General features: G+C 59.9%; 2 protein-coding genes. Both read left to right on the top strand.

Going from position 1 to position 3,230, the window contains the following annotated elements:
- A partial coding sequence (locus tag VGL70_17875) for a hypothetical protein (protein ID HEY3305394.1) occupies nucleotides 1–213 on the top strand: 213 nt, incomplete at its 5' end.
- Between the two features lie 2 nt (nucleotides 214–215).
- Nucleotides 216–3,230 (top strand): MFS transporter (locus tag VGL70_17870; GenBank protein ID HEY3305393.1); only part of this gene is annotated, 3,015 nt, incomplete at its 3' end.

The raw sequence follows: 3,230 nt of genomic DNA, 5'->3' as shown, positions 1-3,230 counted from the left end.
CCGAACCGCGCGAGAATGCTCTTCCTGCTTCGGCGTCACCCTGAGCTTCACGACCGGCTTCTCTTCGGCACCGACTATCCGCTGCCTGTATTGGCGTACCCGGCCTTGGGCCGAGGTTGGCTCAGCGCGGCCAAAGCGAATTACTTCGACCGCCAAGCGGCGGTGCTTGAAGCTCTCGCCATCCAATTCAAAGATTTCTCCGCGATCAAATAACCATGCCTGCAGGCAGCTACAAAGACACGCTCCGACATCCCGGCTTCCGCGCCTTTCTCTGGACTCAGTTCCTGGGCGCGCTGAACGACAACGTCTTAAAGATGATCTTGTCGCTGCTCGGCGCCGATCTGGGCGGCGGCGGCGCCGGCGTCTATCTTTCTCTGGTCACCGCCGTCTACATCGTTCCCTTTTTTCTCTTCTCCGGCTACGCCGGCCATCTGGCCGACGTGTTGAGCAAGCGCACCGTGCTGGTCGCGACAAAGGTCCTCGAGATCGCGGCAACGGCGCTCAGCATCTTCGCCTTTCTTTCAGGCCGGTTCGATTTCATGTTGGCGGTGCTTTTCCTGCTGTCGATCAACTCGACTTTTTTCAGTCCGGCGAAGTACGGGATCCTTCCCGAGATGCTCCCCGAAAAGGAGCTCTCGCGGGCCAACGGCCTTCTGGAGATGAGCACATTTCTCGCCATCATCTTCGGAACCTCGATCGGCAGCCTGCTCTTCGCCTTCTGGAAAGATCATCTGGCGCGAATCGGTTTCATCTTTACCGCCGTTGCCGCAGCCGGAACTCTCGCAAGCCTCGGAATTTCGCGCGTGCCGCCGTCGGGCGCAAGGAAAACGTTTCAACTGAACCCGTGGGCGGAGATTCTCCGCGGCGTCAAACGGCTGCGCGCCGACAAGACGCTGTGGCTCACCGTCATCGGCATTTCCTACTTCTGGTTTGTGGGCGCGCTCCTGCAAATGGATTTGATCCTCGTCGGCAAGGATATCATGGGGCTCGACGATCTGAGGATCGGACTGCTGGTGACATTCCTGGCGCTGGGCATCGGCGCCGGTAGTCTCGCCGCCGGACGGCTATCCGGCGACAAAGTCGAACCGGGGCTCGTTCCGGTCGGCTCGATCGCCATGGCGCTTTTTTCTTTCCTGCTTTTCTCTTCGACGGGCTCTTATGCCTGGACCGCGGCGGCGCTTTCTCTGCTCGCTTTCTCCGGCGGCCTATTTGTCGTGCCGCTGAACGCCCTGCTGCAGCAGAGAAGCGGACGAGAAGAGAAAGGGCTTTTGATCGCGACGAACAACTTCTTCAACATGGCGGGCGTGCTCGTCGCGTCGGCGGTGCTGTGGATTTTGCACGATCGCTTCAAAACCCCGCCCAACGCGATCGTGCTGATTCTTGGCCTCTTCACTTTCGCCGCGACCCTTTATATCCTCACGCTCCTGCCGGATTTTCTGATCCGCTTCACCCTGTGGCTCGTCACTCACACGATCTACCGCATCCGCGTCGTCGAGCAGGAGCACGTCCCCTTCCGCGGGCCGGCGCTGCTCGTCTGCAATCACATGTCGCACGCGGACGCGTTGCTCGTGGGAGCGAGCGTGCAACGATTCATCCGTTTTATGATGTACCGGCCTTATTACGAAATCCGCTGGCTCAATTGGCTTTTCCGCCTGATGAAGGCGATTCCGGTATCGGCGCGCAGCCGCCGGGAGATCGTCGAATCGCTGGAACGCGCGCGCGACGAGCTTCGGCAGGGCCACGTGGTGTGCATCTTCGCCGAGGGCGCGATCAGCCGCACGGGAAACCTGTTGCCATTCAAGCGCGGCTTCGAGAAAATCGTCGAGGGCTTGGAGATTCCGATCATCCCGGTGCACCTGGATCGCCTGTGGGGCAGCATCTTCAGCTTCAAGGAGGGCCGCTTTTTTTGGAAATTGCCTGAACGTCTTCCCTATCCCGTGACGATTTCCTTTGGCCGCCCTTTGCCTTCTTCGTCGACGGCGCAGGAGGCGCGCCAGGCGATTCTCGAACTGGGCAGCGAGGCCGTGGAACACCGGCGCTCGCGGACCGATACGCTGCAGCTCCGGTTTTTAAAAAGCGCCAAGCGAAACTGGTTTTCGTTTTGCATGGCGGATTCGAGCGGCAGAGAATTGACTTATGGAAACGCGCTGGTGGGGAGCCTGCTGCTCTCGCGCTGGCTAAAAAAACAAAGCGCGAACGAATCGATGATCGGTCTGTTGCTGCCGGCGTCCGTCGGCGGCGCGCTGGCCAACATCGCCGTCCTAATGGCGGGGAAAGTTCCGGTGAATCTCAATTTTACGGCGGGTAGCGAAGCAACGGCTCACGCGCTGCGGCAGTCGGGCGCGCGCACGATCCTCACCTCGCGGCAGTTCCTGGCCAAGGCAAAACTTGAGCCGATGGAAGGCATGATCTTCATCGAAGACGAGCTCGGTAGAATAAGCCCATCGAAGAAGATCGTAGCGGTTCTCCTTTCGTTTATCCTTCCCTCGCGGCTGCTCCTGTCCCTGTACGGCGACGGGAAGCAAACGGCGGATTCCCTGGCGACGATCATCTTCTCCAGCGGCAGCACCGGCGCGCCCAAAGGCGTGATGCTCTCCCACCACAATGTCCTCTCCAATCTCGAAGGATTCGCCCAGCTCTTTTGGGTCACGCGCCGCGATCGCATGATGGGCGTGCTGCCGTTCTTTCATTCTTTCGGCTTCACCGGCACGCTCTGGTTTCCGCTCCTCTCCGGTTTCGGCGTGGCGTACCATCCCAATCCTCTCGACGCCAAGACCATCGGCGAGATGGTCGCGAAATACGGCGCGACGATTCTCATCAGCACGCCGACCTTCTACGCGGCTTATCTAAGGAGAATCCCGGCGGAGCAATTCTCCCCGCTCCGCTACGCCATCGTCGGCGCCGAGAAGCTGCGCGAGCCTTTAGCGAAAGAGTTCAAAGAAAAATACGGAGTCGATCTTCTGGAGGGATACGGCTGCACGGAGACCGCGCCCGTCGTTTCGGTAAATATCCCTAACGTTAACGAAGGAAGCGAGCGTCAGACCGGGCTGAAACTTGGAACAGTCGGTCATCCGATTCCCGGCGTGGCGGCGAAAGTCGTTGAGCCCGACACCGGTGAGACGCTGCCCACCGGCAGCGAAGGGCTGCTGTTGATCAAAGGCCCGAACCGCATGCTCGGCTATCTCGGCCAGCCGGAGCTCACGAAAGAAGTCTTTCGCGACGGCTGGTAC

Source organism: Candidatus Binatia bacterium (assembly GCA_036504975.1).
Lineage (GTDB): Bacteria > Desulfobacterota > Binatia > UBA9968 > UBA9968 > JAJPJQ01.
This window is presented reverse-complemented; position numbering and strand designations above follow the sequence as displayed.